24 protein-coding genes and 1 riboswitch are annotated in these 24,775 nt (G+C 30.8%); of the genes, 16 read left to right on the plus strand and 8 right to left on the minus strand.

Features of this window, described 5'->3' with window-relative positions; all coding sequences use genetic code 11:
* Positions 1 to 39 precede the first annotated feature (39 nt).
* Both C4N20_RS00885 and C4N20_RS00890 read right to left on the minus strand, forming a co-directional pair.
* Entirely contained in the window at positions 40 to 1,218 is a 1,179-nt protein-coding gene (locus C4N20_RS00885) for a hypothetical protein (RefSeq protein WP_005981853.1), read from the minus strand.
* A 236-nt stretch (positions 1,219 to 1,454) separates the two neighbouring features.
* Positions 1,455 to 2,108, minus strand: a complete 654-nt coding sequence (locus tag C4N20_RS00890; protein WP_005981851.1) for a GntR family transcriptional regulator — start codon at positions 2,106 to 2,108, stop codon at positions 1,455 to 1,457.
* Positions 2,109 to 2,332: 224 nt separating this feature from the next.
* Positions 2,333 to 2,512, plus strand: a riboswitch (Lysine riboswitch).
* Positions 2,513 to 2,815: 303 nt separating this feature from the next.
* On the opposite strand from C4N20_RS00890, the gene nhaC reads away from it, so the two are divergent.
* Both nhaC and C4N20_RS00900 read left to right on the plus strand, forming a co-directional pair.
* Positions 2,816 to 4,210 carry a Na+/H+ antiporter NhaC gene (gene nhaC / locus C4N20_RS00895; protein WP_005981849.1) on the plus strand — a complete coding sequence of 465 codons (1,395 nt, stop codon included), beginning with the start codon at positions 2,816 to 2,818 and terminating at the stop codon, positions 4,208 to 4,210.
* 154 nt (positions 4,211 to 4,364) lie between these two features.
* Entirely contained in the window at positions 4,365 to 5,510 is a 1,146-nt protein-coding gene (locus C4N20_RS00900; RefSeq protein ID WP_005981847.1) for a M20 family metallopeptidase, read from the plus strand.
* A gap of 184 nt (positions 5,511 to 5,694) precedes the next feature.
* Here the strand turns inward: C4N20_RS00900 and C4N20_RS00905 are convergent, their stop codons facing one another.
* From C4N20_RS00905 to C4N20_RS00915, 3 genes are read right to left on the minus strand one after another with little or no spacing between them, the layout of a single operon-like run.
* Positions 5,695 to 6,087 (minus strand): YccF domain-containing protein, encoded by a 393-nt coding sequence (locus tag C4N20_RS00905; RefSeq protein ID WP_005981845.1) that lies wholly within the window; start codon positions 6,085 to 6,087, stop codon positions 5,695 to 5,697.
* Between the two features lie 37 nt (positions 6,088 to 6,124).
* On the minus strand, positions 6,125 to 6,886 hold the full coding sequence (locus C4N20_RS00910; protein WP_005981843.1) for a tRNA 2-thiocytidine(32) synthetase TtcA: 762 nt from the start codon (positions 6,884 to 6,886) through the stop codon (positions 6,125 to 6,127).
* 2 nt (positions 6,887 to 6,888) lie between these two features.
* Positions 6,889 to 7,692, minus strand: a complete 804-nt coding sequence (locus C4N20_RS00915; RefSeq protein ID WP_005981841.1) for a tRNA lysidine(34) synthetase — start codon at positions 7,690 to 7,692, stop codon at positions 6,889 to 6,891.
* Between the two features lie 102 nt (positions 7,693 to 7,794).
* Between C4N20_RS00915 and C4N20_RS00920 the strand changes: the two genes are divergently transcribed.
* The 9 genes from C4N20_RS00920 to C4N20_RS00960 all read left to right on the plus strand — a co-directional run bounded on the left by C4N20_RS00920 (position 7,795) and on the right by C4N20_RS00960 (position 15,299).
* A complete protein-coding gene (locus C4N20_RS00920; RefSeq protein WP_005981839.1) occupies positions 7,795 to 8,109 on the plus strand; it encodes a hypothetical protein in 315 nt (104 codons plus the stop codon).
* Between the two features lie 345 nt (positions 8,110 to 8,454).
* On the plus strand, positions 8,455 to 8,979 hold the full coding sequence (locus tag C4N20_RS16635; protein ID WP_005981837.1) for a helix-turn-helix domain-containing protein: 525 nt from the start codon (positions 8,455 to 8,457) through the stop codon (positions 8,977 to 8,979).
* Positions 8,980 to 9,093: 114 nt separating this feature from the next.
* Complete coding sequence (locus C4N20_RS16640; RefSeq protein ID WP_147385049.1) at positions 9,094 to 9,324, plus strand: hypothetical protein; 231 nt, start codon at positions 9,094 to 9,096, stop codon at positions 9,322 to 9,324.
* Complete coding sequence (locus C4N20_RS00935) at positions 9,311 to 10,114, plus strand: ATP-binding protein (protein ID WP_040490881.1); 804 nt, start codon at positions 9,311 to 9,313, stop codon at positions 10,112 to 10,114. The genes C4N20_RS16640 and C4N20_RS00935 overlap by 14 nt, the downstream gene beginning before the upstream one ends.
* 25 nt (positions 10,115 to 10,139) lie before the next feature.
* Positions 10,140 to 10,379: a helix-turn-helix domain-containing protein gene (locus C4N20_RS00940; RefSeq protein WP_005981833.1), complete on the plus strand. Its 240-nt coding sequence runs from the start codon at positions 10,140 to 10,142 to the stop codon at positions 10,377 to 10,379.
* 108 nt (positions 10,380 to 10,487) lie between these two features.
* Positions 10,488 to 10,808, plus strand: coding sequence for a hypothetical protein (locus C4N20_RS00945; RefSeq protein WP_005981831.1), 321 nt, complete (start codon positions 10,488 to 10,490; stop codon positions 10,806 to 10,808).
* A 439-nt stretch (positions 10,809 to 11,247) separates the two neighbouring features.
* On the plus strand, positions 11,248 to 14,670 hold the full coding sequence (locus C4N20_RS00950; protein WP_005981829.1) for an autotransporter outer membrane beta-barrel domain-containing protein: 3,423 nt from the start codon (positions 11,248 to 11,250) through the stop codon (positions 14,668 to 14,670).
* 79 nt (positions 14,671 to 14,749) lie between these two features.
* Entirely contained in the window at positions 14,750 to 15,040 is a 291-nt protein-coding gene (locus C4N20_RS00955) for an HU family DNA-binding protein (protein ID WP_005981827.1), read from the plus strand.
* Entirely contained in the window at positions 15,033 to 15,299 is a 267-nt protein-coding gene (locus tag C4N20_RS00960) for an HU family DNA-binding protein (protein ID WP_005981825.1), read from the plus strand. Before C4N20_RS00955 ends, C4N20_RS00960 begins: the two co-directional genes overlap by 8 nt.
* A gap of 129 nt (positions 15,300 to 15,428) precedes the next feature.
* On the opposite strand, the gene C4N20_RS00965 is transcribed toward C4N20_RS00960, so the two are convergent.
* The 3 genes from C4N20_RS00965 to sppA all read right to left on the minus strand — a co-directional run bounded on the left by C4N20_RS00965 (position 15,429) and on the right by sppA (position 18,723).
* Positions 15,429 to 16,364 (minus strand): SPFH domain-containing protein, encoded by a 936-nt coding sequence (locus C4N20_RS00965; RefSeq protein WP_005981822.1) that lies wholly within the window; start codon positions 16,362 to 16,364, stop codon positions 15,429 to 15,431.
* A gap of 179 nt (positions 16,365 to 16,543) precedes the next feature.
* A complete protein-coding gene (locus C4N20_RS00970; RefSeq protein ID WP_005981820.1) occupies positions 16,544 to 16,900 on the minus strand; it encodes a YbaB/EbfC family nucleoid-associated protein in 357 nt (118 codons plus the stop codon).
* Positions 16,901 to 16,968: 68 nt separating this feature from the next.
* On the minus strand, positions 16,969 to 18,723 hold the full coding sequence (sppA, locus tag C4N20_RS00975; RefSeq protein WP_005981818.1) for a signal peptide peptidase SppA: 1,755 nt from the start codon (positions 18,721 to 18,723) through the stop codon (positions 16,969 to 16,971).
* Between the two features lie 627 nt (positions 18,724 to 19,350).
* Between sppA and C4N20_RS00980 the strand changes: the two genes are divergently transcribed.
* The 5 genes from C4N20_RS00980 (at position 19,351) to C4N20_RS01000 (ending at position 24,614) form a co-directional block, all read left to right on the plus strand.
* Positions 19,351 to 20,895, plus strand: coding sequence for an AbgT family transporter (locus tag C4N20_RS00980; RefSeq protein ID WP_040490918.1), 1,545 nt, complete (start codon positions 19,351 to 19,353; stop codon positions 20,893 to 20,895).
* Positions 20,896 to 21,012: 117 nt separating this feature from the next.
* Positions 21,013 to 21,897, plus strand: coding sequence for a DMT family transporter (locus C4N20_RS00985; protein ID WP_005981814.1), 885 nt, complete (start codon positions 21,013 to 21,015; stop codon positions 21,895 to 21,897).
* A gap of 9 nt (positions 21,898 to 21,906) precedes the next feature.
* Entirely contained in the window at positions 21,907 to 22,272 is a 366-nt protein-coding gene (locus C4N20_RS00990; RefSeq protein WP_005981803.1) for an ACT domain-containing protein, read from the plus strand.
* A gap of 85 nt (positions 22,273 to 22,357) precedes the next feature.
* Entirely contained in the window at positions 22,358 to 23,671 is a 1,314-nt protein-coding gene (locus tag C4N20_RS00995; RefSeq protein ID WP_005981801.1) for a hemolysin family protein, read from the plus strand.
* A 19-nt stretch (positions 23,672 to 23,690) separates the two neighbouring features.
* Positions 23,691 to 24,614 carry a DMT family transporter gene (locus C4N20_RS01000; RefSeq protein ID WP_005981799.1) on the plus strand — a complete coding sequence of 308 codons (924 nt, stop codon included), beginning with the start codon at positions 23,691 to 23,693 and terminating at the stop codon, positions 24,612 to 24,614.
* The last annotated feature ends 161 nt before the right edge of the window (positions 24,615 to 24,775 follow it).

Raw genomic sequence — 24,775 nt, forward strand, 5'->3', positions numbered from 1 at the left:
ATTCATATTTATATGTGATTAAAAAACTAATATTCAAAATTAAAGCATTTTTACAAATTCTCCAGCTACGATTACAGACAATGTAGTTACGGAAGCTAGTCCGGCAACAACATATGCAGGTGTAAGTTTTGCCATTATGAATTCATGCTCTTCTTCATCTTCTGCCACAGCTGTAGCTATCTCATTACAGATCAGATATGTAGCTGGGAATCCTAGAAGCTGAGCAACAACTATACCCATAGCCAGATTTTTAGATCCAACAAGTTTCCATACTGGAAGTATTTGTGTAAATACATATAGTCCAATCATTGTTGCACCAAATATAACTAACAGATAATATCCCATAACTATAAGGTCATCAAATTTTATCTTGGCAAGTGAAGGAATAATTTGAGCAAATGTCAGCATTGAGAAGAACCCAGACATTTTACCTCTATCAAGTATTCTTGGTGGAATTATTCCTAAATATGCAAGTACAGCAGCTATAACAAGTGACCAGATAGTAGCTCCAACCCCAGTATATTTAGCAAGTATTGATGCAAAATAACAACATATAGCTGTTACTGCAAAACATACATAAACAGTAAAATACTTATCATATTTTTTGTACCATTCTTTTTTTACTTCCTCTTTTTTCTCTTTTCCCCCAGAGACTACTATTTTTTCTCCATCAGCTTTTTTCAATCTGTAGTCTGCTATAATTACCTTTGCTTCTCTTAAACCGAAAAATGATGCTGGCGGAGTTCCAACGAATTTTTGAATAGCATAAGCAAATGTACCAAAAGCTGCTGCTGTCACAAATCCTTTTTCAAGTGCGCCGTTTACCATAATATTAGTAGCAACAATTCCACCATTTAATACAGGGATACTAACAATAGCTACTTCTTTTCCTACAATCGGCATTACTAGAAAAACTGCAATACAAGTTATTACCATTCCTATGAAAGCCATTAAAACAGTTTTCCACTCTTCGATTAACTGTTTTACATTTACCATACTTCCCATATGGAATACAAGTATAGGACTTGCTAATGTTGCAACTTTATCTAATTGTGCTTTTGCAATTAGATCAGAAGGTATTACCCCAGTCATAAATAGGATAAGGAATCCCATCAATGCAATAAATACTGATGAAAGTTTAGCTTTAGTTGCAACACCTAGAATATCCCCGATTGCAAATAAGCCGGCTACGATACTAAGCATCAAAAATTTTTCCATTTCTACTTCCCCCTTGTAGATTTATTAATACTTTTATAAAAAAGTATTTACTAAGATATACCTTGAAAAATAGATTTTTACAAATATAATTTCTATATCGTAATAATACATCTCTTATATTTTTCGTATACAATATATTATTTTTGGTATACAATACTTGCATGTAATAAAAAATTGGTGTAAACTTTCTATAAAATAAAAAAAGAACGGATCAATTTTTCCATTCTTTTTTTATTTTAAATAGATATTTTATCAAAAGTCTTTACAACATACTCTGCTGCATTATCTAAATGCTCTCCTAAAGCAGCATATATTTTATCATCATTTTTTTCTTTTAGCGCCTCTATTATTTTTTCATGTTCATCTACTGTTTCCTGCATATTGGGGTTTGTTTTCTTAAATATATTCATATAGAAAGACAGTTCAGAAAGTATTTTTAAGGAAAGTTCTTTCTTAGAAAGAGAATAAAGATAATTATCAAATTCTTCCAATGTTTCTGAAAATTTTGCAAGATTGTTGCTGTTATTATATTTTTGACTTTTTGCAACTATCTTTTCAACTTTTTTAATGTGTTTATCTGTCATTATCTCTTTTATTTCTTTATATATAATATATTCAAGTTCTAATCTTATTTCGTATATTTCTTTTACTTTTTCTGAGTCAAACTTCTTTAGAAATACACCTTTAAAAGGTATTCTCTCTATTATCCCCATCATTTCCAATTTGCTTAAAGCTTCTCTCAAAGGTGTTCTGCTTATATTATATCTGATGGAATATTCATTTTCATTTATTTTTTCCCCGAATTTTATATTACCATTTATAATATCATTTTTTAATGCTTCAAATACAAGTGTTCTCCTGTCCATAACTTCTATAGCGTTTTCTTTCATATGTTACACTCCTTAATAAAAATTTACCAAAAAATTGATTACCCCATAATAATTTTATCACACTTTTTCTTTTTAATCTAGGATTTCAAATTAATTTCTACTAAAAAAATAGATAATAATAAAAAACTTTTATTCTTCTACAATTTTTCTATATATTAATAATATAAATAATATATTTTACAAAAAAAATTATCTATTATATACTCAGGTCTACAATAAATAATTTTTTAGATAGAGGCGCAAAAGACATCAGTATAATCATTTACATCTGGCAGATATTAAAAATGATTTGAAAGGGGATTTTGCCGAAATAGAAATATAAATGCCAAAGTATTTTTATTGGGAGTATGGATAACATCTATACTACTGTCATTATTTTTCATTAATGGAGTGCTGTCTTTAGAAATTTTTTAATCAATATTATTTTGGTAAATAAAAAATTTTTAATCACAGTCTATAATTTTTAGCTGTGATTTTTTTATTTCATTCTTCTGAAAAATAACTTTTTAGGTAATTTACCCGTTTTTTTAATATTGAAACAAATCAAAAAAAATTAAAATAATACATTTGAATCAAAAAAAGTATTGACAAATCAACAATTATACTTTAAACTTTGTTTAAGAAATCGTATACAATATTCTAAATTTTAAAAAGTTGTATACAATCTTTAAAGGACGTATATTAAATTAAAATGGGGGGTTATCTTTATGGAAAACCAAGCAAAAAAAGTTTCATCTGGTCAAGCTATGCTTATTCTCGTTATTTCTATACTTGTTATCATATTAGGAATAAAAGTAGTTAAAGCACCTACTGCTATTATCTTGTTATTTGGAGGAGTTATAACTGTTATAATTTCTACTATCTTTGGGATCGAATATTCTAACATTCAAAGTGATATAGTGAAAACTATAACTACTATGGCTGTTCCTATCCTTATTGTACTATCTGTTGGAGTTTTAGTTGGAGCATGGATGATTTCTGGAACTGTTCCTCTTATGATTTACTACGGAATGAAAGTGCTAAGCCCTAGTCTTTTCTTAGTAATGGTATGTATAATCTGTACATTGATGTCTGTTATGGCAGGAACATCTTGGGGAACTATCAGTACTGTTGGTATTGCTTTTATGGGAGTTGCTGTTGGACTTGGTATTTCTTTACCAATGACTGCTGGAGCTGTTGTAAGTGGAGCTATCTTTGGAGACAAACTTTCTCCTCTGTCTGACTCTACTGTATTATCAGCAGCAGTTTGTGAAGTTAATCTTCTAGAAGCAATAAAGCACTCTTTTAAAACAACTTTACCTGCATTTATAATTGCTTTGATCATGTACTTTGTTGTTGGTCTTCAATATAAAGATGGTGTTATTGGTGGAGAAAGTTATGATCTTATCATGGGAACTTTAGAAAAAACTTTCACACTTAATCCTTTATTATTGATTCCACCTGTATTAGTTCTAGTGCTTATCATTATGAAAAAGCCTACACTGCCTGTATTTACTATTGGAATTATTGCTGGATGTGTTCTGGCTATGGTATTCCAAGGAACTACATTAAATCAAGTAGCTGGTGCTCTTTCTAGCGGATATACTAGTAAAACTGGTGTAGCTATTGTTGATAAAATGCTTGTTAGAGGTGGATTGAACAGTATGCTTGGTACAGTTGCTCTTCTTATAGCTTCTGCAATATTCGGAGCTCCATTGAGAACAGCTGGAGTTGTAGATATTCTTCTTGAAAAAATAACTAATATTGCTAAAACTGGTAAATCAATGATGGTTGGAGTATTTGTTTTACACTCTTTATTCTTCACAATTACTGGAAGCTACTATGTAACTTACTCAGTTCTTGGACAAATGGTAAGAGGATTATTTGATTCTTATGGATTAAAAAGAAAGAACCTTGCTAGAATACTTTTAGATACAGGTACTGGATTTGCACCTATCGTTCCATGGAGTGTTACAGGAGTATTCGTTGCAACTACTCTTGGAGTAAAAACAATGGATTTCATATTATATGCTCCAGTTACTTATCTAAGTATAATAATCTCTTTCATCTATATTATTACTGGATTTACTATTGAAAAAAGCGATGGTAAAAAAGAAATTTAAGCCAAACTATATAACATCAGGGGAAAACATTGACAAGTGCTTATAAAATAAAAAATACTAAATTTTGAGGGGTTAATTTAATAAATTAACCTCCCAAATTATGAAACCTTAAAAAGATAAAAATTTAAAAATAAACTATATCGGGGGTTAATTTATGATAAATGAAAATTTAATCAAAGAGTATTGGTATGATATGATAAAAATCAGGAGTATTACAGGAGAAGAGGCAAAACTTGCTGAATATGTTGCTGATAAATTAAAAGGATTCGGACTTGAACCTAAAATGAGCTATTACGAAGGAGACGAAGAAAAACAAAGTCCTTCTGTTTATGCAGTTTTAGACAGTGGAAAACCTGGTCCTAAACTTATGCTCATTGGTCATATAGATACTGTAAAAGTAGCAAATGGATGGAATACTGATCCATTTACTCCAACTGAAGATGGAGACAGGACATATGGTCTTGGAGCTATGGATATGAAAGGCGGACTTGCTGCTATTCTTGCTACTACAAAATATTATTCAGAAAATAAAGATAAATTCACTGGAGAACTTGTCCTTGCATTTGTATCAGATGAAGAAAATCTTTCTAAAGGAACTTATCAGTTAGTAAACGAGGGATTAAGTGCTGACATGGCTATAATGGCTGAATGCAGATTTGATAATATGGCTATTGGTTTCAGAGGAAGATATAGTATTGAAGTTACTGTATCTGGAAAAGCTGCTCATGCAAGCCATTATCCAAATGTTGGAGAAAACGCTCTTATCTCTGGAAGTAAATTAGCAATAGCTATTGAAGAGCTTCCTACTATTATCCATCCAACTCTTGGAGGAGGAACTTGGGTAGTAAGAAGTATAGAAGGTGGAGTTAAAAATGCTCTTATAGTTCCTGAAAAATGCGAACTATTCATAGACAGATATACTGTACCTGGAGAAACTTATGAAGTTTGTGAAAAACAAATATTAGAAGCTGCTGAAAAATTAGGATTAGCTGGTAAAGTAGATGTAAGACTAAAACCTAGAAAATCAGCATATATGGAACCATTTGCATTAGAAGAATCTCATGTATTAGTTCAAACTGTAAAAGAAACATTCAAAGAAGTAACTGGTAATGAAATCAGAATAGAATTTGACAAATCAGTTTGCGACTCTAATATATTAGCTAACTCTTTAGATATTCCTACAGTAACTTTTGGACCATCTGGAGGAAATATGCATGGAGCTAATGAATATGGACATATCCATCAAGTACTTGCTGCCACAGAAATTTATATAAAAACTGTTTCAAAACTTTCAAAATAACCATTAAGTATCCCTAAAACAAAGAACATGAAAAAAGCTGACAAGAAGGAAATCTTCAAGTCAGCTTTTTTCTATAAAAAGAACTATCTGATTGGAACAGATAGTTCTTTCTGAGGTTTTACCTTCTAAATTATAATTACCAACTTAAATTTACCAAAAATACAAGTAAGGATATTTATCCTTATTATTTTCTGCCTGTAAATCTTCTGTCTACCAAAGTATATTTATATGGATTAAAAGCTATCTTAGCTAATTTAAAATTCTGTATTCCCATAGGTATTCCTATTATTGTTATACATTGTAATATTCCAGCTATGATATGTGATATTGCCAGCCATATTCCTAAAAGAATTATCCATAAAAATGCTGATATCGGTCTTGGCGGCTCTCCATACTCTGTTTTCAGTACTATATCTTTTCCAAAAGGCGTCAGACATGAACCAGCCATTTCAAAACATCCCCTTGCAAATGGTATAGTCACTATAAGGATTGTACTTATTATTCCAGCTACAAACCATTCAAAAGCCAGAACCAGTCCTCCTAAAAATAACCATATAATATTTAATAATAAATTCATAATTCCTCCTCTATTCTGTATACAGTTGATGTATTATTTAATCCAGTAATTCTTTGATACTGTTAAAGATCACGCTTCTCACATCTTTATTTTCTAAAGATATCTCTTTTATGAGGTTTTTAACTCTCAATCTTCTTGAATTTTCACTGACTTCATATGGACAGTCGGATTTTACCACAGGAAGCTCCAACTTATTCACATATCTTATTATATCTTTTTCTTCAACAAATGCAAGAGGTCTTATTACAGTGACTCCATATTCTTCTGAAAGATAGCACGGTTTCATCATCTTCATATTTCCCTGATAAAATACATTCATGAGAAAAGTTTCTATTATATCGTCTTTATGATGTCCTAAAGCAAGTTTATTTACTCCCTGCTCTTTCATCATTCTATAAAGAATCCCTCTTCTTATTCTTCCACACAGAAAACATGGATTTTTTACTTCTTTTTCTCCAAAAAGCATATCACTTAGATTTGTATGCTCCACTTGAAGTTTTAATCCCAGTTTTTCACAATATTTTTCTATTACTTCAAATGAAGCTTTATCAATATTGGGGTGTATATGAATAGGAATAATTTCAAAATCTATATTAGCTATCTTTTTTATTCTTACCAGAGCATTTAGAGTAGTCAGACTGTCTTTCCCTCCTGATACCCCCACAGCTATTCTGTCTCCTGCCTCTATCATGTTATATTTGTGCATTGCACGTCCTACAGGGCTCCATATAGTTTTACTGAAATTCTTATTCTCTATAAAATTTAATATATTATTTTCTTTTTTTATTATCTCTTCCATTATTATTCCTCTGTCTTATTAATATCGCTTTTATTTCCTCTTGTATATCCAATGACATAGTCAAGGTTGATGTTCTTCATAGAATTAAAAATACTTTGCTTTATATTTGGATTTTTTTCTTCAAGTTCATTCAAAAGAATTTTTATCTCTTTTCTTTTAGAATCAGTTTTACCAGATTCCACAGGACATCCACATCCCATAGCTTCTATCTCGTTTCTTTGAGTATAGGCTATTATATCCTTTTCTTTTATGTATACCATTGGTCTTATAAGCTCCATTTTTCCACTTGTTGATTTTACTTTTGGTATCATTGTTTTTACAGTTCCAGCATAAAACATATTTATCATAGTTGTTTCTACAACATCATCAAAATGGTGTCCCAAAGCAAGCTTGTTATATCCTAGCTCCTCCACTTTATTATATAGCACCCCTCTTCTCATCTTGGCACATAAAAAACATGGGCTTTCTGGATTTTCTTTAAAGGCAATCTCCCAAACATTAGCTTCAAAGACTTCACATGGTATCTCAAGTTCTTCTAAATTAGACTTGAACTGCTCCATATCCATAGCTCCAAATCCCGGATTCATTGAAATAAAAGCTACTTCAAAATTTTTGCTTCTGTCTTTTTTCATTTCCTGAAATAATTTACATAAAAGAAGGCTGTCCTTCCCTCCTGATACTCCTACTGCTATTCTATCTCCATCTTCTATAAGATTAAAGTCTTTTACGGCTTTTACAAACTTTGTCCATATTTTTTTTCTGTATGTAGTTCTTAAACTTTCTAATGCTATTTCTCCTTTTCTCATCTGTTCCTCCTTTTGTGATATGATATTATAATATTTTTTCCAATTTCTGTCTAGGATATGATATAATTTATTCAAACATATCTTATTACGAAAGGAAAAATTATGACTGATATTGAAATAAAGCTTATAAAATTTCTTCTTACTTCATCTGTCTACAGTGACAATGCTGTAATGAAAAATTTAGGAATAAATGAAGAGGAACTTGCCAAGGCTTATGAATCTCTTGAAAAAAATGGATACTTAGAATCATATAGTGAATATGAAGCTAGAAATCCCAAAACTGGATGTTCTTCCAACTGTTGCAGCGGCGAGGATTGCAGCAGCTGTAATAAATGCAGTATGGACAATACTTTTGATACTTCAAAAGTAAAGGTAATCACAGTAAAAGCAATTCTTGAATTTGAAACAGAAATTTAAAAAATATTTTTCTTTAAATTGAGCTCTTTTTAGGGCTCTTTTTTTATTTCAATGAAAAAATTTTCTTTTATAGAAAAAAACAAATTAGAATTTTTTTGAGGAATTGTGATAAAAATGATGAACTTTTAAAATTTAAAAAATAAAAAAAATTATTAAAAAAATACTTAAAAAAATATCTAAAGAATAAATTTGGTTAAGAGCAACATCGTGAACATTTATTATTCTTCTTATTCACACCTTTAATTCAAATTTTAAAATAATTTATATACAAGAGTAGGATGTTATGATAATATAGATATTGTTAACATTAAAAAAATAAATTTAATAAAGAAAGAGGAGAGTAGAGTGGATAAGATTAAAATGCAGGGAGTATTTGAAAAAGGGTATGGATTTGTAGCAAAAAAAGTGATGAGGGATAAAACTTTAAATATTTTATCTAAAGCCGTCTATGCCTATATATGCAGTTATGCTGGAAAGGGAAAGGATGCCTTCCCATCACAGAATTTGATATGTGGAGATTTAGGAATAGGAAAAAGTACACTTTTAAAATATATCAAGGAATTAAAAGACAGAGGATATATAACAGTAATCCAGCATAAAGAAAAAGGGAAGTTTGCCCAAAATCTATATACTGTAAATGTTATACCGTGTATAGTTTCATCGGATACGACGAGAACCGATACGAATCCTACCGCATGCGGTCAGGTGAACACTAATAATAACCAAAAGAATAATAATAACATAAAAGATAAAAAGATAAATAATACACACACAGGGGTGGAAGAAAAAACTAGTGATAGTGTAGAACATAAAAATGAGCTTGAGAAAGAAAAATTAAGTGATGCACCTATGGAGATACAGGATATATAAAAAAAATATAAAGATCTGGGACTGCCAGAGTATAGCTACAGACCAGATAACTATGTAATCTTGGGAGTATGGAGGGAATTAGGAGCTGTAAAGCTTTTTGAAGCACTGACACTGATGTCAGAGTCTAAGTTTGTAAAAAACAACATGAGCATCAACAGTATTTTCAAGATAGAAAATCTGAAGAAAGCCTTGAATGGCAACTTCAAGGATAAGAGAAAAGTGAAGAAAAATGAAGATGATGCTAAGAAAAAATTTGAAAGAACAGTATATGAAAATTCTACAGGAAGCCTGATAAAAGGCTTACTTGATGGAACTATTGGAAGGAATGGAAATGGAAAAATGTAAATATTGCGGGAAAGAATATGTGAAGAATGAGAGCAGCTATCTTAAAAACCTTTCTAAAGTTTTTAGAAAAAGCTTAGAGTATCTTCCAGCCTGTGACTGTCTGGAAAAGGAAAAAGAAAGAGAACTGAAGGAATTGGAAAGAAAAAGAATCAAAGAAAGCATAGAGAAAAAAATGCAGAAATGCAAGGATATCTCTGTGGTAGACAAGAAATTCCTAAACAGCAGATTTGAAAATGCTGATATGAACTGCGATCATATGCAGTTGGGAAAAAAATATGTAGAGAATTTCCTGAAGAAAGACAAGCAGATAGGACTGTTGTTTTATGGGGGAGTAGGAACAGGAAAGACATTTGCAACAGCCTGTATAGCAAACTATCTCATGGAGAAAGGAAAGACAGTATTGGTAATGAATCTGGGACTGTATTTTAACAAGCTGACAGAATGGGGAGATACAGAGAAAATTGTTTTGAAGCAGGCAGAGGATTGTGATTTGCTGATTATTGATGATTTTGGAGCTGAAAAAGGTCTGGATAAAAGCCAGACAGGGTGGAGAGGAGAAAAGATATATAATCTCATAGATGCAAGATACAGAAGTGAAAAGCCTTTGATAATTTCTACAAATTTAAATTTCAGCGAAGATGAAATAAGATGTGAACTAAGTGAAAAATTTTCAACTCAGGGAAAGAACAGAATAAGAGACAGAATAGTTGATATGTGTTTTCCTGTGGAAGTAACTGGAAGAAGCAGAAGGGGAATGAAGCAAGAGGCGTTTATAGAATTTATGCTATAAAAAATACTAAAAGGGAGAACTACACATGGAGAGAGAGGAATATATTTTTAAAAAACTGGGAAATCTATCCCCAATGAATAAAACTTTAGCAGATGAAATAGTGAAAGAACTGGGAGAATGGGCAACAATAAATGAGGTGGCAAAATATTTTAAAAAACATAGAAATACTATTTACAACAAAGTGGAAGAGGGAGACATACTCCATAGAAAAATGGGAGCAAGTATTTTAATCTACACTAGGAGCCTAATTTTTTTACTGGAATAAAATTTAAATGCACAAACCTGTACAAATCGACACACTGGTCCACTGGTTTATTTTTTCTCAAAAAGGTATCATATACCTATGGAAAAAACAAACACAGGAGGTAGCAAAATGGCAACAGAAGACAATCAAGTAATATTAGCAGTGGTGCAAAAAGAAATTACAAAGGTGGAAAGTTCTATCAAAAGAGAAAAAGCTATATTGAAAAATATAGACGATATCACAGCAACTATCGAACACATAGCTGAACAGATAGAAGCAGGAACACCACTTCCAGAAAATTCAGCATATGAATCATATGGGGAATGGCAGACAAGTGCAGAAAAAGAGATCAAGTCTTATCACTCTTCACTGGAAACTATCGACAAGTACAGAAGCTTACTGGCAGCATATCACTTCTATGTGAAAAACAATACTCCAGATAATATTTAGAATTTTTTAGCAGAGAGGAATTAAAAAAGCGAGAAAATAAAAAAAATATTTCCACAAAAAAAGAATAGAATTAAAAAAAATCCTCAGTAGAAACCTGCTGAGGATTTTTGTATTTAAGGTACATCTGAAATATTCACATTTATACACAAACGCGAACACTTATATTTTGATTCACCTAAAAATTTCTTTAACTCACAAATTATCGCTGTATACTCACATGGTAGATGATACATTATTTTCAAAAAAAAGTCAATATTTTAAATTTAAATAATATTCTCTAAAATTAATAAATAAGGCAGTGTTCGCAAAAGTGTATAAATGCGTACAGTTTAAAAGTTGATTTAGTTTTAAAATTTTAGAATAACTAAAATATTGGATTTTGAGAATTTTATAAAATTGAATTTTTTAATATTAATTTTAAAATACATAGGGGGAAAAGATGATAGGAAAATTATTAAAAATGGTAAAAAGCAGCAACAAAAAAAGAGGGAGAAATATTACAATAGGAGCAGTAGTAGGAATGCTTCTGTCTTGCAGTTCTGTAATGAAAGCAGAAGAATTTCTATGGATAAGAGGCAACGGAGGAGGAATAGAATATAATACAGCAGTAACTAATGATAAGGATGGAACTGATGGTAATTGGAGTAATGCGAATCCATATTCTGAAAGAAACACAATGGAAAATGGAACTTACACAAATAATATAACACTATCAGGAACAGATAATGGGAATAGGATTGGTTATGGACTAAGATTTAGTGGAGATATAAATGGATTAAATTTTGTAAATAATGGAAATATAAATGCTAATATTACTAACTCTGGGAATTCTTCTTATGGAATATATGTAGATTCAGCAGAAAATATGGGAGATATAGAAAATAATGGGAATATACAAGCTGTAGTATCTGGTGGTTATAGTGGTAGTGGAATATATATATCAAGTACTGGAAAGATAGGAAATATAATAAATTATGGAAATATAAGTACTTTTAGAAATGGGGAATTCCAAAGATATCACTATGGAATATATATAAAGTCTGAAGTTGGAGATGTAATAAATTATGGAAATATAAATTGTAATGATATTAGTACTAATATTAGTGATATTACTGGTATAAGTGTATATGATAATAAAAAAAATATAATAAATTATGGAAATATATTAGCAGGTGCTCCTAATGATACTTATGGTGATGCTATTGGAGTGAGGAGTGCAGGTGGAGATGGAAATATAGTAAATAATGGAGTTATAAGATCTTATTCTGGTGATGAGAGCTATGGAATAAATGTAAATAATATAGGAAATATAATAAATAATGGAAGTATAAGTGCTTTTGCTAGCGACTTTACTAATTATTCTAATATGATGAGGGATAAATTTGGAATAATTTTATCTGGGGGTTCAAAGGTAGGAAATGTAGTGAATACAGGGGTTATTTTTGGAGGAAAAGGAATAATAGAGATTCGTGAAAATGGGAATATAGATTTAGTAAGTAATTGCGGGATGTATATAGTGGGATTTGGAGCTTCAATTACTTCTGGTGTGGGTAATGCTACAACTACTAAAGATTATGGAATGCATATAACAAATATAAATAATAAAACCGATAATGGTGCAGTGAGTGAAGATCAGGATTTTGTTGTAACATTGGGAGATGAGGCAGAAGAGCTTGCTGGTGCTGGTGGTAAAACAACAGTAACAATGGGGTTTGATGGAAATAAAGAATTAGAAAGAGAGATGACTATAAAGAATGCTACATTGAAAGGAGAGTCAGGAACAGCAATAGCAACTAACACTATTGAATTTTCAGGTTCAGAAAATTATAACAATCATATACTAAATGGAAAATATAATACAATAACTGTCAAAGATGATGGAGAAATAGAAGGTTCTGTAATAAATGCATTTGGTACAGCTGTTCTATTTGGTGATAATGGGAAAAAGCTTACTTTGTCAGGGTCAATAGTAAATGGCGGAGTTTCTAACATACTTCTTGAAAGGAAACCTACATTAGGGACTTCCATAGAGGGAAGTAATGATGGAGATATACTGGTGCTTCAAGCTGGAACAATTACTTATGAAGAAGCTGGAACTAAAAAACTTCAAAATACTATTATAAATGGAAATATAGCATTAGGGAAAGGAAACGACACTCTTACACTAGGTAATGGAACTATTGTGAATGGAATTCTTGATGGTGGAAGTGAAGATGCTGGAGGAATTGAAAATGACATTCTTAATCTAGGAATGGCATCAGATCCAAATACAGCTGAAAATATAAATATTCTACATGATATAACTAATTTTGAAACTATAAACATACTGACTAAAACTACTCTATTTGAAAAGACACTGGAAAATAAAGCTTTAAGTATAACAGGGGCAAGTGAGATAAAAATAGGAAAAGCTGGAGAACTTCTTTTAAGACTGAATATAACTGATTTAGATAGTAATGGGAAAATAAAAGGTCATGCACTATATAAAAATGCTAGAACTATTTCTACTGAAGGAGGAAAGCTGGTATTAGTCCTTAATGGAGCAGGAAATAAAAGTATTGTCGATTTTAAAGATAATAGTTTAAATGATAGTTTAAAAACAGCTTTTGAAACAGAGAATGAAAATGAGGTAAATTTCGTTACATCATCACTGCTTCACCATGTAAAAAGATTATCAGGTAATGAGGTAGAAATTTTAGTTAGAGAAAAAGTTCCTGAAATTCTTAAATATAAAAAATTAAATGAAATATATCAAGGAATTATATCTGTTGATGGAGTAGGAAATTTCAATGTAGGAGAAAATGATGAGGAAATTTCATTGTTTTTAGGATATTTGAATGATATCTATGCTGGAAATCCATATTCATACTCTAGTGAACTTTCAAGAAAATCAACAGGAATGTTTAGAGATATTGTAACAGAGAATATCTTCAGACCAGAAACAAATAAATGGATGATACATGGGGGATTAACTCATGTAGATGGTGGAACTAAAGATACTTACTATGGAAAAGGATATTATACTTATGACATAGGAAGCAATGATATGGATGCAGATACTAAAATAACTGGAGCATATATGCTTGGAGAGTATGGAATATCTGACACATTGACTTCTGGTGTAGTAATCGGAGGAAACAAACTTAAATCTGATCTGTCTAATGGTTCTAAAGTAGATGGAAGTGCAATGTATCTTGGAGCTTATGCTAAAAAATATGTAGGAAATCTAAAAGTAACAGCAGGATTAGGATTCCAGTATGGAGATTATGACGCTGACAGAATGGCAGTAAATAAAGTAGCTTCTGATTCAGCAAAATCAGTAATGAGCTATTCATCAAGTTACAATGATATAACTTATGATATTTATTTTAATGGAAGATATTCTAATCCTATAGGAGAAAACCTATTCCTAGAGCCATACACAACTTTATCATACACATATGTAGATCAAGATGGAGCTGATGAAGGAAGCAAAGATTTATCTCTAAAGACAGATTCTAAGTCATTTGACTACACAGTTGGAAAAGTGGGAGTAGACCTTAAAAAAGTTATTCCACATGAAAAGGGTAAAAGTACACTTTCAGCTGGTGTAAGCTATACAAGAATATTTAGTGGAGCAGATGAGGAATATATCACTGGAAAATTCAAAGGAAAGTCAGCAAAGGATTTCGATATTCTAGTTGCTCATAAAAATGAACATAGTATAGGATTAAATGCTAAATATGCTCTTGAATTAGAAAATGGAATAATCTTTGATGTAAAAGGAACTTACTCTGTAGAGAGAGACTCGAACAACAATTCAGGAAAAAATAAGACTAAAGGTGAATGGATAGTTGGAGCAGGTTTAGGCTACAAGTTTTAATTAAATAGAAAGTATTAACTTAGCAGTGAAGGGCTGGCTGATATAGCCAGTCTTTTACTTAATATTAAAAGGGGAAGATATGACAGAAGGGGAGTTTATAAGATTCTATAAAAAAAGAAATAAAATCAAAAATCATAAAGCAGTAAAAGAAAAAATAGATTTATTCTGGGATGTACTGCTGAAAGCTTTAGATGAAGATAAAAAAGTAGCATTGCAAAACTGGGGAGTATTTGAAAAAAAAGAGAGAAAAGCTAGAAAAGTACTGATGCCTATGTGGGAGGAAGCAGGCTATACCGAACCTAAAGAGGCAGTAAAGTTCAAAGCAGGAAAAGCCCTTGTGAAAATAGCCAATGGTGATAAAGATGAATAAAAAAGAGATGGCAAAGCTATATCAAAAAATGACTTCAGAGAAAATTTCAATAATGGAAGCAAAAGAAGAGATAGAAGAATTTCTTGAAACAGTAAAGGAAGCTATCGCCTTAGATGGAGAGGTAAGATTTCCCAAAAGAGGGGCATTTGAAATACTCACAAGACAGCCTAGATTAGTAGCCAATCCTATAACCAAAGAACAGATGAAGATTTATCCAAAGAAAACAGTGAGGTTCAGAGCATCCAAAAAGATGAAATAATTGATTGAAGGCAGAGAGAAATCTCTGTCTTTTTTTCTTTGTAAAATTCTCATAAATTTACTGAAAAGTGTACATAAAAAAACAGCCCCTATGATATATTATATTACCATAGGAAGCTGTTATTATCTTTTACTTCTTAGCTATATCTTTCTCTTTAAATTCTCCAAATAAAGTACTGAATGTAGTTAGATTTTGAAGTTCTGATGGAATAATTATCTTAGTAGACTTACCATCTGCAACTTTACTGAATGTTTCCATTCCTTTTATCATAAGTACTTCTTTACTTGCATCTGCTTCTTTCAATAGTTTTATTGCTTCTGCTTCTGCTTTTTGTACAGATAATATAGCCTCTGCCTTACCTTGAGCTTCTTTTATAGCAACTTCTTTCTGTCCTTCTGCTCTCAGGATAGCTGATTGTTTTTCAGCTTCTGCTCTCAAGATTTGAGATTCCTTTTCTCCTTCTGCCACAAGAACTGCTGATTTTTTCTGTCCTTCTGCTCTCAGAATAGCTTCTCTTCTTTCTCTTTCAGCTTTCATCTGTCTTTCCATTGCATCTTGAATTTCTCTAGGTGGAATGATGTTTTTCAATTCAACTCTGTTTATTTTCATTCCCCATGGATCTGTAGCTTCATCAAGAATAGCTCTCATTTCAGTATTGATAGTATCTCTAGAAGTAAGTGTTGCATCAAGCTCCATATCTCCTATTATATTTCTAAGAGTAGTAGCAGTAAGATTTTCTATAGCATTCATAGGATTTTCTACTCCATATGTGTATAGTTTAGGATCTGTAATTTGGAAATATATTACAGAGTCTATCTGCATAGTTACGTTATCCTTAGTTATAACAGGCTGTGGTTTAAAATCAATAACCTGCTCTTTCAAAGAAACTCTTTTAGCAACTCTGTCAATGAAAGGAACAAGAAAGTTTATTCCAACATTCCAAGTTTCCTTATATCCCCCAAGTCTTTCTATTACATAAGCTCTTGATTGAGGCACTATTCTCACATGAAAAGCTATTAATACCACAATAAATACAAATAGTAAAAATACAATAAATGAACTCATTTTTTTCCTCCTTAAATAAGTTAATAATACACTTAATGATACCATAAAACAGCTTGAATTAAAACAGATAATTTAAAATATAATTTTCTCAATTCCACATTTTATCTTAATTTCTAATTTTCTTTATATCCAAATATAAAAAAGAGACTGAAAAATTTTCAGTCTCCGTACATTTTTTATTAGAATAATCCAGGGATATTAATTCCACCTGTTACTTTTCCCATTTCAGCTTCTGCTAATTCATCAGCTTGTCTCATAGCTTCTTTTACAGCTGAAAGAATAAGATCTTCAAGCATCTCTTTATCTTCAGCAGCTTCTTTAACTATTTCATCGCTTAATTTAACTTCTAATAGTTCTTTTTGTCCGTTAACTCTTACTGTAACAGCTCCTCCACCAACTGATGCTGTTAATTCTTTTTCTTTAAGCCCCTCTTGAACTACCATCATTTGTTGCTGCATAGATTGAGCTTGTTTTAATATATCCATTTGGTTTGAAGCTCCATTACCTGTTCTTCCACCCTTTAATTTTCTTACCATTGTTTTTTCCTCCTAAAGTTTTTGTTCTTCACGATTGATTATATCACAATATCTCCTATTTTTTCAACCTATAAGTTTATATCATAAGGAAAATAATATATAGGCTTAAAATAAAGCTCCTTATCTAAAATAAATGAATCATATTTTTCTAACATTTTTACTGCTGGTACATATTTCTTTATAATAGAATCATAGTTTGGAGCATTTATTATCTCAACAGTATCATATTCTACTAATTTAAGATCATCTGCAAGCCCTTTTACAGTGTCTTCCAGTCCTCCTATTTCATCTACCAGTCCCAGCTCCAAAGCTTCTTCACCTAACCATACTTTACCTTGAGCTATTTTTTCTACATGCTGTCTGTTAAGCTTTCTTCCAAAAGAAACAGTATCTATAAATTCATTATATACTTTTAAGTTTGAAGCATAAAGTTTATCTCTTTTATCTGCATCAAAATCTTTTACCATAGAATAGATATCTGAGTATTCTCCTTTTTTTACTTCATCTACATTAATAGATACATTCCCAAGCATTTTCTTTATATTTGGAATTATACTTACTACTCCTATTGAACCTGTAAGACTTTCTTTATCAGCATATATCTTTTCTCCAGAAGCTGCTAGGTAATATCCTCCAGAAGCTGCTACTCCTCCTATTGATACATATATAGGTTTTATTTTATTAGCTTCTATTATCTTATTGCTTATAATATTAGCTGACAGTGCTGATCCACCCGGTGAGTTTATTCTTAAAACTATTCCTTTTACACCATCATCTTTTAATGCTTTATTTATCTCTTCTATCAACACATTAGGAGTTGTATTTCCAGAAATTCCTCCTGAAGGGCTGTCCATATACATTGTTCCTTCTGCATATATTAAAGCTATCTTATCTTTTCTTTTATTAGTACTTGATCCTAATAGGCTGTTCTTTGATAAAAATGAATTATAGCTTTCAAAAGAAAGAAGTTTTCCCTCTCCAATTACTTGTTTAAGATTCTCATAATACATAAACTCATCTATTAGATTTAATTTTTTCATCTGATTTGGTTCTGATGCCATTAAATCACCATTCAGAATTTTTTCATTGATAAAATCATGATTAACTTTTCTTTCAACAGTTATATTATTTACAAAATTAGCATATTTCTTATTATACATTCTTTCTATATTTTCTTTATATTCTTTTGATATATGCTCTTTTGTAAGATTCTCTCCATACGCTTTATAGTCTCCCACATGAATAACATTAAATTCTATTCCCATTCTGTCTGCCAGAAGTTTATAATACATAAGTTCTCCATAATACCCAGTTATATTTACAGGTGCACTCATTGCAGGTGGCATAAAGATATGATCACTCTTTATAGCTAATGAATAATTTCTATTATCAGCCATTGTCATATAAGAATATACCTCTTTTTTATTTTTCTTTAAGCTGTCTAATTTTTTCCCTAGCTCTTCTACCTGAGCACTGTTAAGAGACAAATTATCAAGCTTCAATACTACACCTTTAATATTGCTGTCTCTTTCCAAATAATCAAAAGTTTTTAACATAGAAAAAAAGTTTGTATCCTGTCCTCTTAAGAACCCGGGTAAATTTTTTCCCTTTTCTTTGTATTCTTTTGATAAATCTACTTCTATATAACTTCCTTTTTCAATAACTACTTTATCTTTTTCCAATGTTGTTTTTGCAAAAAATGCCACGATTGAAAATATAACTACTAAAAATAAAAAAGCTTTTATGAAAAAAGAAAATATTTCTTTTATTACAAATAAAATCGTTCCCAAAATAAATTTCTTTAAAAAATTTAAAAATTTCACTATGCTGCACCTGCCTCTATAATTTATTCTTCATAGTTGTATAATAACAGTTCCATACATTTGTGTCAAACTTTATAATCTTTTTAAAATGATTTTTCATCAAATATAGAACTTTAAATTTTTTAAAATAATATCTAAAAAATATAAAATTTAACTTTTTATTTCTTCTTATTAAAAACTATAAAATACCGCAATAAAAATTCAATTATTTTCACTGTTTAATAATTAAGCAGATTAATTTAAATATAAATGAAAAATATATATCCAAATAATTTTTTTTACTCTTATTTCTCATATTTATACCTATTAATATTAAGTTTTTTATTTTTTTATAAAATATTTTTAAAAATTTATTTTTCCCCTTTTTATTAATTTATACTATTTTTTTATTTCTTTAATATATTCTTTCCTATTAATTAAGTTCTTATATACTCCGTTTCTTTCAAGAATATATGAAATATATCATTTCCATAAGTAATATCAAATTGATTTTAATATCATTTCCGTGTATAATTTGTTCAGATAATGACTTTTGATTTCAAATATACACAATTTGTTAAATATAAATAGTGATTTTTGATGTCATGACAGTCAAGAAAAAAGTTTAGGGAGGATTTTATGAGTCAAATGAAGCAAGAAAAAAAGGGCTTTTTCAATAAGTTCCTTGATTTCATTGAAGTTGGTGGAAATAAACTTCCACATCCAGTGACACTTTTCGTGTTATTCTGTTTAACTATTATCATAGTATCTGGAATTACTGAAAAAATGGGTGTGTCTGCTACTTACAATGCTTTAAACAAAAAAACAGGGAACTTTGAGCAAATAACAGTTACTGTTAAGTCTTTAACTAATGCTGCCGGTATAAGATATATTTTTAACTCTATGGTTAAAAACTTTACTGGGTTCGCTCCATTAGGTACAGTTCTTGTAGGTATTATAGGTATTGGAGTTTGTGAGGGAAGTGGACTTATGTCTTCTACTATCAAAAAAGTTGTTATGGGAACTCCAAGAAGAGCTATAACTGCTATAGTTGTTTTTGCTGGAGTTATGTCTAATGTTGCATCTGATGCTGGATACGTTGTTCTTGTTCCATTGGGAGCAGTTATCTTCCTTTCATTCGGAAGACATCCACTAGCTGGATTGGCTGCTGCATTTGCTGGAGTATCAGGAGGATTCTCTGCAAACCTTTTACTAGGAACTACTGACCCATTACTTGGTGGTATCACTACAGAGGCTGCAAGACTTATCAGACCTGATTACTTTGTTGCTGCGACTGCTAACTACTACTTCATGTTTGTGTCTACATTTATCATCACTGCTTTAGGTACTATTATTACTGAAAAAATAGTAGAGCCTAGACTTGGACCTTACCATGGTGATGTTGATCATGATATGAAAGAATTAACTGATCTTGAAAGAAAAGGATTAAGAGCTGCTGGGCTGGTTGTACTTGCTTATCTTGCAGTTATGTTATTCCTTACTTTACCAGCTAATGCTGTATTAAAAGTTGATGGAAGCTTAAAAGCTTGGACTTCTTCTGGACTTATTCCAGCAATGATGTTCTTCTTCTTACTTCCTGGATTAGCTTATGGATTTACTGCTAAAACTTTAAAAAGTGATAAAGATGTTGCTAAACTTATGGGTAAAGCTCTTGCTGGAATGGGTGGATACATGGCCCTTGCATTTACAGCTTCTCAGTTTATAGCATACTTTGGATATACAAATCTTGGAACTATCCTTGCTGTTAAAGGTGCTGACACTCTTAAATCAATAGGATTTACAGGATTGCCGTTAATTCTTGGTTTCGTTCTATTCACTGCATTTATCAACCTATTTATGGGTTCTGCATCAGCTAAATGGGCAATCATGGCTCCAGTATTCGTTCCAATGCTTATGGAACTTAACTACTCGCCTGAATTTACTCAAGCTGCTTATAGAATTGGAGATTCATCTACAAATATCATTTCTCCATTGATGTCTTACTTTGCAATGATAGTTGCTTTCATGCAAAAATATGATAAAGATTCTGGTATGGGAACTCTTATTTCAATGATGCTTCCATTCTCAATCTGTTTCTTACTTGGATGGACTATACTTCTAGCTATCTGGTTTGCTTTCGGATTACCAATTGGACCAGGAGTATTTATCGAATTCAGTAAAATGTTAGGATAATCTAATAAAAACTAAAGAGCCTGATTTTAATTATCAGGTTCTTTTTTTATTTCTCTTTTTATTTTAAAAAAAATATATTATAATGTATCTTAACAAATAAAAAAATAGGAGGAAAAAATGAATTATCTTGGGGAACTCTATGCTTTAATAACGGCTTTTGGTTGGACATTCAGCTCTATATTTTTTGAAGCAGCTTCTAAAAAAGCTGACAGTATAACAGTTAATGTAATCAGACTTATTATGGGAATAATTATGTTGGGGTCAGCTACATTCCTCTCAAGAGGAGTATTTTTCCCTACTGATTCCACATTGCACAACTGGACTTTCCTGAGTATTTCTGGAATAATTGGATTGTTTCTTGGAGATATGTTTCTCTATGAATCTTATATTCTCATAGGAGCAAGAATATGTATGCTCTTTATGACTATGACTTCTCTTATTGTAGGTTTATTTGGATTTTTATTTCTTGGTGAATCTCTTACACTTGTTCAGACAATAGCTATGTTTATCACATGCTCTGGAGTCCTTATGGTAGTCTTAAAACCCAAAAGTGAAAATCCAGAGGATAAGAAGCTCTCTCCTAAAGGAATAGCCTTTATTACAACCGCAGTTATCTTAGAAGCTCTTGGTAATATTTTTACAAAGATAGGAGCAAAGGGATATGATCCAAGTTCATCTACACAGATCAGAATGATTTGTGCTATGGGGGTATTTCTGTTTTATCTTACATTTAAAAAGAAATGGGGAAAAATATTTATCTCTTTTACTGACAAAAAACTTTTAGGACTTATTCTGCTTGGAACTGTTACTGCTACTGTTGGTATTACTTTTCTGATTTCTGCCTTTAATTTAATAAATGCAGGAGTTGCTTCAACTTTTTCATCTATTAGTCCAATTATAGTAATTCCAATATCTATAATTGTTTTTAAGGAAAAAGTTAAGATTAGAGAGATAGCTGGTGCTTTTGTTTCTGTTATTGGTATTGCTTTATTTTTTCTATAAGGAGGTTTTATGAATTTAAGAATTTTATCTACTGACTTTTCTATCTGCAAAATAAAGAATCTTAAAGATGTAAACTTTGAAGATGAATTTGTTTTTATTGGAAAAACTGATGAGGAAATTTCATTAGTGTGTTCTGAAAAATATGTCCCACAGGAATATATTGAATGTGACAATGGATGGAAAGGATTTAGAATAGAAGGAGTTTTAGACTTTTCATTAGTTGGTATTCTTGCTAAGATATCTGGTATTCTTGCTGAAAACGAAATAAGTATATTTGCTGTTTCTACATATAATACAGATTATATCCTTTTAAAAGCTGATAAATTTGATAAAGCAGTGGAAATCCTAAAAAAAGCTGATTATATTTTTAAATAAAATTTCATAAATATACTTTGACTTTTATTATTAAATTTGATAAAATCCTCTTAATTTAAATCAATTATTTTAGGAGGATTTTTTTATGGACGAAACACCCGGTACGACCAATGTCATATCACAATTATTATTTCTTTTAATTTTAACTATTGCAAATGCTTTTTTTGCTGGTGCAGAAATGGCTACAGTTTCTGTGAATAAAAACAAAATCAAAATGCTTGCTGAAAATGGAAATAAAAATGCTCAGCTTCTTCAGGAACTTTTAAAAGAACCTACAAAATTTTTATCAACTATACAAGTAGCTATTACTCTTTCTGGATTCTTAGCAAGTGCTTCTGCTGCTACCAGTTTCTCTGCTCCTTTAGATATTCTTATGACAAAGTTAGGAATACCCTATGGAGAAACCATTGCAATTATCATAGTTACTGTTGTTCTATCATTTTTTACTCTGGTTTTTGGTGAGCTTGTGCCTAAACGTATTGCATTGCAAAAGGCTGAGGCAATCAGTTTATTTACTGTAAAACCTGTTCTGTTTATTTCAAGACTTACTTCACCTTTTATTAAGCTTCTGTCTTTTTCTACTGGTCTTGTTCTTCAAGTTCTAGGAATGAAAGCTGAAAATCTCGAAGAAAATATTTCAAAAGAGGAAATAAAATCCATGGTGGAAGCTGGTCAAGCAAATGGTGTATTTAATGAAACTGAAAAAGAAATGATAAATTCTATATTTGAATTTGATGATATATTGGCTTCAGAAATAATGATTCCACGAACAGATGTTTACTCTATTGACATTGATGCTTCTATTGGTGAGTATTTAGATGAATTATTAGAAACAAAGCATTCCAGAATACCTGTATTTGAAGGAGATATAGATAATATCATAGGTGTTCTTTATATAAAAGATCTTATTTTAGAAGCTAGAAATAAAGGCTTTGAAAATGTAGACATTCGTTCTATACTTCGTAAACCTTACCTTGTCCCTGAAAGTAAAAATATAGATACACTGTTTAAAGAAATGCAGAAATCTAAAAAATATATCGCCATACTTATAGATGAATATGGAGGCTTCTCTGGAATAGTAACCATGGAAGATCTTGTGGAAGAAGTAATGGGAAATATTGATGATGAATATGATGATAATGAACCTAAACTTGAAAAGATAGATAATCATATTTATTTAGTTGATGGACTTTATCCTGTTGATGAACTTATAGATATCCTGAATATTGATATTGTTTCTAAAAACCACAATACAATCTCAGGGTATTTGATAGACACTTTAGGAGAAATTCCTGATAATTCTTATCTTGACAAAGAAATAAAAATAAATAATACTATATTTAAAATAAAGAGTATTAAAGAAAATAGAATAGACAAAATTGAGCTTATTCTAAAATAGATTTTTAATGGGAGAAAAAATGAAAAAAGCACTTTTATTTGGTATTGGAGCATCTTTTTTCTTTTCCTTTACATTTGTTCTCAATAGACAGATGAATATTGGAGGAGGAAACTGGTATTGGAGTTCATCTTTAAGATATCTCTTTATGCTTCCTATTTTATTTTGTATAGTAGCAACAAAAAAACAATTATCCCCAGTTATTGAAGATATCAAAAAAAATCCTGTTTCATGGTTTATATGGAGCACTGTAGGTTTTGGATTCTTTTATGCTCCTTTAAGTTTTGCTTCAGCATATGGAGCTTCATGGCTGGTAGCAGGAACATGGCAGCTGACTATTATTGCTGGTGCTCTTATGTCTCCATTTTTTTACACAATAGTTGACGGGGAAAAAATAAGAAGCCATATTCCAAAAAAGTTTCTGCTTGTTTCTCTTGTTATTTTGACTGGTATATTTCTTATGCTTTCTGAAGAAGCTAAAAAAATATCTATCATTGATAGTCTTTTTGTAGTTGTTCCTGTTCTTTTTGCAGCATTTTCTTATCCACTGGGAAACCGTAAAATGATGGAATTATGCAGCAGCAGATTAAATACTCTTCAAAGGGTATTTGGAATGACATTATGCAGTATTCCATTCTGGATAATCATTGTAATATTTGGTTTTGTGCAGACAGGACCTCCAGGCCATAATCAGCTTATTCAATCTTTTATTGTTGCTGTCTCATCTGGAGTTATTGCCACAATAATGTTTTTCAAAGCTACTGATATGGTTAAGGGTGATACTCACAAACTTGCTGTTGTAGAATCTACACAGGTTGGAGAGCTTATATTCACTCTTTTAGGAGGAGTTCTTGTTTTTCATGATACTATTCCTACCACACTAGGAATAGTTGGGATAATTTTAGTAGCTGTTGGAATGATGGTTAATAGCTTTATTCAGGAATAAATAAAATAAAAGAGTGCCTCTTAAACAGGATTTATATCTAATCTTTGAGACACTCTTTTTTATTATTCATATTTCTTCTATGGAGCAGATTCTTATTTAATTGAGATATTAATGCCATTTTTAATATCAACATCAAATATTATAACTTTTATTTCCTATTC

Origin of the sequence: Fusobacterium ulcerans (genome assembly GCF_003019675.1) — a bacterium.
Classification (GTDB): Bacteria; Fusobacteriota; Fusobacteriia; order Fusobacteriales; family Fusobacteriaceae; genus Fusobacterium_A; species Fusobacterium_A ulcerans.

What these genes read in the sequence shown, in the direction of transcription:
- nhaC (WP_005981849.1), top strand. Translation starts at nt 2,816, where the DNA reads ATGGAAAACCAAGCAAAAAAAGTTTCATCTGGTCAAGCTATGCTTATT.
- C4N20_RS00915 (WP_005981841.1), bottom strand. Translation starts at nt 7,692, where the DNA reads ATGAGAAAAGGAGAAATAGCATTAGAAAGTTTAAGAACTACATACAGA.
- C4N20_RS00990 (WP_005981803.1), top strand. Translation starts at nt 21,907, where the DNA reads ATGAATTTAAGAATTTTATCTACTGACTTTTCTATCTGCAAAATAAAG.
- C4N20_RS00900 (WP_005981847.1), top strand. Translation starts at nt 4,365, where the DNA reads ATGATAAATGAAAATTTAATCAAAGAGTATTGGTATGATATGATAAAA.
- C4N20_RS00940 (WP_005981833.1), top strand. Translation starts at nt 10,140, where the DNA reads ATGGAGAGAGAGGAATATATTTTTAAAAAACTGGGAAATCTATCCCCA.
- C4N20_RS00970 (WP_005981820.1), bottom strand. Translation starts at nt 16,900, where the DNA reads ATGGTAAGAAAATTAAAGGGTGGAAGAACAGGTAATGGAGCTTCAAAC.
- C4N20_RS00935 (WP_040490881.1), top strand. Translation starts at nt 9,311, where the DNA reads ATGGAAAAATGTAAATATTGCGGGAAAGAATATGTGAAGAATGAGAGC.
- C4N20_RS00980 (WP_040490918.1), top strand. Translation starts at nt 19,351, where the DNA reads ATGAAGCAAGAAAAAAAGGGCTTTTTCAATAAGTTCCTTGATTTCATT.
- C4N20_RS01000 (WP_005981799.1), top strand. Translation starts at nt 23,691, where the DNA reads ATGAAAAAAGCACTTTTATTTGGTATTGGAGCATCTTTTTTCTTTTCC.
- C4N20_RS00955 (WP_005981827.1), top strand. Translation starts at nt 14,750, where the DNA reads ATGACAGAAGGGGAGTTTATAAGATTCTATAAAAAAAGAAATAAAATC.
- C4N20_RS16640 (WP_147385049.1), top strand. Translation starts at nt 9,094, where the DNA reads ATGTCAGAGTCTAAGTTTGTAAAAAACAACATGAGCATCAACAGTATT.
- C4N20_RS00905 (WP_005981845.1), bottom strand. Translation starts at nt 6,087, where the DNA reads ATGAATTTATTATTAAATATTATATGGTTATTTTTAGGAGGACTGGTT.
- C4N20_RS00920 (WP_005981839.1), top strand. Translation starts at nt 7,795, where the DNA reads ATGACTGATATTGAAATAAAGCTTATAAAATTTCTTCTTACTTCATCT.
- C4N20_RS00960 (WP_005981825.1), top strand. Translation starts at nt 15,033, where the DNA reads ATGAATAAAAAAGAGATGGCAAAGCTATATCAAAAAATGACTTCAGAG.
- C4N20_RS00885 (WP_005981853.1), bottom strand. Translation starts at nt 1,218, where the DNA reads ATGGAAAAATTTTTGATGCTTAGTATCGTAGCCGGCTTATTTGCAATC.
- C4N20_RS00985 (WP_005981814.1), top strand. Translation starts at nt 21,013, where the DNA reads ATGAATTATCTTGGGGAACTCTATGCTTTAATAACGGCTTTTGGTTGG.
- C4N20_RS00945 (WP_005981831.1), top strand. Translation starts at nt 10,488, where the DNA reads ATGGCAACAGAAGACAATCAAGTAATATTAGCAGTGGTGCAAAAAGAA.
- C4N20_RS00910 (WP_005981843.1), bottom strand. Translation starts at nt 6,886, where the DNA reads ATGGAAGAGATAATAAAAAAAGAAAATAATATATTAAATTTTATAGAG.
- C4N20_RS00995 (WP_005981801.1), top strand. Translation starts at nt 22,358, where the DNA reads ATGGACGAAACACCCGGTACGACCAATGTCATATCACAATTATTATTT.
- C4N20_RS00890 (WP_005981851.1), bottom strand. Translation starts at nt 2,108, where the DNA reads ATGAAAGAAAACGCTATAGAAGTTATGGACAGGAGAACACTTGTATTT.
- C4N20_RS00950 (WP_005981829.1), top strand. Translation starts at nt 11,248, where the DNA reads ATGATAGGAAAATTATTAAAAATGGTAAAAAGCAGCAACAAAAAAAGA.
- C4N20_RS00965 (WP_005981822.1), bottom strand. Translation starts at nt 16,364, where the DNA reads ATGAGTTCATTTATTGTATTTTTACTATTTGTATTTATTGTGGTATTA.